Below are 3,006 nucleotides of genomic sequence, written 5' to 3' on the forward strand. Positions count from 1 at the left end.
GTTTTGGACAATAGCGATTTCCAATCACCTTTAGATGCAATTTATACAGTCAGTGCATTTTTTGAAAAAGAGCTTAATTCAACTTGAAGGCGTACTTAAGCAATCATCAATTGCTGTTAAAACTTCACCAATGGAGCTCATTAAATTAAGCCCTAACCCCTCTTCTTGCAGATATTCCGTACATCGAGTATCTTGAGACACAGATTGTCTTAATTTACCGCAAATGGACGTATCTAAATCTGTGATAAACTGAGCATCAATGTTTAATTTCTTGCATAATCTGAAAAAAAAATCCAATTCATCCTTTCCACCAACATCAATAATGCAAACCCCTGCGGCGCCGAGCAATTTTCCTCTCTTTTCTTGTATCAAGGTGAAAAGTTGTTGATCAGTGTACCCTTCTACAAATATTGGACGCGATGCAAAAAAGAATTGTTTATGGTGAGTATTTAGCCTTGGTAGCAAGCGTTTTATCTTCCACTCGTCATCACCGTCCAATTGATTTACATAACTAGGAGGCTTATCAGGTTGAAAAACTACACAATGCTTCAAATCATTCGGTGTTCGGATGTCAACATAGTAAGGTGAATGAGTAATTATAAAGAAGCACTTTTTATTTGGGTCAATTCGTGGGTCTCCAGCTATGTGCCTGATCTCTTGAAGAAAAAGAGTTTGGAATTGTGGATGTAAGTGCAATTCAGGTTCATCAATAATTAAACAATTGTATTCATCATCATAAATAAAAGTTAATAATGTGATAAGTTCCTTAAGGCCATGACATTCACTTTCTTTCATCCCATATTCATCTCCACCCTGAATCTTTTGCATCTTAGGTTTTAGAAAACCTCCCTCTTCAGCCAAGCGAATGCGTCTTCCGAATAATTGAGATAAACTTGCTTCTACCCTTATTCTCACATCGAGTTTTTCCTTCAGGATAACGAATGCTCCGGCGGATAAGCCATAAGCTCTTCCTTGATTCTTATAATCTGAAAACTGCCCAATATCCAATCCTCTTTCCATTTGGCTATATCCAAAGAGATTATAATTCTGTTTTTCAAATCCCGTAAGACGCTCTGCATTCAGATAGCGAGTTTTTAGCCCTTGAGCTTGACATCGATCTTTTAATTGTTCTGCAAATTTTGTCTTTCCAGTTCCGTTAGGACCTACTAAAAAATTTAAAGATCCCCATTCGTTCTTTTGGAATGTTTGATTACCCCATAAATATGGTATTCCGATATTTACTAAAAGATTCAATCTATTCTTACCTCTTTATTATAATCAAATTTAAAAAATAAAAGGGGCACTCCCTACCGTGCCCTCATCGACTCAAGCGCCGTTGCCACCATCGCCTTGTACTGCTCCACATTCGTAGAATAATGCTCCCTTGCCTTCACTGCATCAGGCTCATTACCCTGCAATTTTGCAAGCCTCTTTGTGGTCAGGTCTGCGGTCTCAACTACCCATCTATCTCTTGTAGCGCCATCCACAACATGCATGGATTCAGCCCTGATGGACACAAGGACATTTCCTTCTTTGGTCGTAAAAGTCGTGGGTTTTCCAATAACAGCTATGAACTCCGGTGGTGCGGACTTTGCAAGCACCTGCGCGGCATCGGGCTGGTACTGCCCTGCTGATACGAAGAATGCACCGGTGGGGTCAACGATGCGCCCGCGCCAGAATTCGGAATCTGTTCCGATGTCTTCTTTTTCCGTGAGTGTGCCAACGATGAAGACGCGATTTGCTTTTGCGCCGGTCGGGGTGATAAGATATTGCGGTGAATACTGGTCCTGCCCTTCCTTTGCCTGGAGGTTTGATTCTTTTAACTCTGCTGCGAATATGCGGTGCGCTATTTCACGTACGAATCCTGATCCGTTTTCAGCCATGTTTTACGCCTCCACTGCAACCGCAGTTGCTGCAAGTACCCTCTTGATGTCTTCCTCTATGGGCTTTACATCCTGCTTGATCGTATTAACGAGTATGAACCTGTCAAGCTTTGCTCCGGTCACCACATAATAGCGTCCCACCAGCTTGCTCTTGATAACATCGAGCACAACAGCCTGGTCAAGCGCCTCTGTTGCCATTTCCTTTGCTTTGTCAAGGGTAATGCCGGTAAAAGCTTCTGTCACTTCCCTGTTCATCAGGATGTCCTGCACTTTTTCCCCGTTATCCATGACAGCTTTGACTCTCAGGTCATATATTCCATCGACCTTTCCGTGTTCGCCGCATGCGCCTTTTATTAGCGCCCTGTTGCATTGCGGGCATCGCTTTATCAGTCCTGAGCCGCTCTGGATATCAACGATCGCGCCCTGGAATTCAACAAGAGTATTTCCTACCTTGATATCTTCAGATACAGGGATAATTTCACTGGTCTTGTTCAGGCTGACGCTGAAACGCCCCTGCCATTCGGAGGTTGCAACATTCTTGAATATATAGCTTTTTCCTTCCTCGACCTGGGGAAGGTTTGCCTTTGTCCATTTCTTAAATGCCACTGTTCCTGATTCATCACCCAGCAATCCTGTCTGGGAAAGAGATTCATGGTTTGTCTCCCACAACTGCACTACTTTGCAGCGAAGGGTCACCCACTTTCCATCCTCTTTTATATCTGATGCCTTAACCTGCGGCGTTTCACGTTGCGTGAAAAATTCAGTTTTCGGGATATTATGTTTCTTTAAAAAGTGATTTGTTACGTTTCGACGAGCTTCTTCAGGCGGGACCTTGAACCTGTTGATCAATTGATCCAGCATTTTATTGATTTCACTTATCTCTACTTTAACGCCCAGTTCTAAGAATCGGGCTTCTATCTGTTTTGCTATTTCTATCATATATTTCCTCAAGCCTCTTGTTTGATTTTAGTGTTTGAGAGGCAACTATACCTTATCCTGTGAGGATATAAACCTTACCGGAGCGGGGTGAAACTAATCATGAACCTGCTGGTTCATAGATAAACATGAAAAATAAATACTGCTGTATCGTCTTATTATTCTTGCGGTATAAGCAGAGAAAACC

Annotated in this window: 3 protein-coding genes; all 3 read right to left on the reverse strand. The window is 42.2% G+C overall.

What is annotated here, in order from left to right; genetic code table 11:
- Positions 1–78 precede the first annotated feature (78 nt).
- From FIB07_18120 to FIB07_18130, 3 genes are read right to left on the reverse strand one after another with little or no spacing between them, the layout of a single operon-like run.
- Positions 79–1,254: a hypothetical protein gene (locus tag FIB07_18120; protein ID NJD54759.1), complete on the reverse strand. Its 1,176-nt coding sequence runs from the start codon at positions 1,252–1,254 to the stop codon at positions 79–81.
- 53 nt (positions 1,255–1,307) lie between these two features.
- Positions 1,308–1,883 (reverse strand): DNA-binding protein, encoded by a 576-nt coding sequence (locus tag FIB07_18125; protein ID NJD54760.1) that lies wholly within the window; start codon positions 1,881–1,883, stop codon positions 1,308–1,310.
- Positions 1,884–1,886: 3 nt separating this feature from the next.
- On the reverse strand, positions 1,887–2,822 hold the full coding sequence (locus tag FIB07_18130; GenBank protein NJD54761.1) for a replication factor A: 936 nt from the start codon (positions 2,820–2,822) through the stop codon (positions 1,887–1,889).
- Between the last annotated feature and the right edge of the window lie 184 nt (positions 2,823–3,006).

Source organism: Candidatus Methanoperedens sp. (assembly GCA_012026795.1).
Classification (GTDB): Archaea; Halobacteriota; Methanosarcinia; order Methanosarcinales; family Methanoperedenaceae; genus Methanoperedens.

Excerpts from the sequence above, each read along its gene's own strand:
- FIB07_18130 (NJD54761.1), bottom strand. The coding sequence starts at position 2,822 with ATGATAGAAATAGCAAAACAGATAGAAGCCCGATTCTTAGAACTGGGC.
- FIB07_18125 (NJD54760.1), bottom strand. The coding sequence starts at position 1,883 with ATGGCTGAAAACGGATCAGGATTCGTACGTGAAATAGCGCACCGCATA.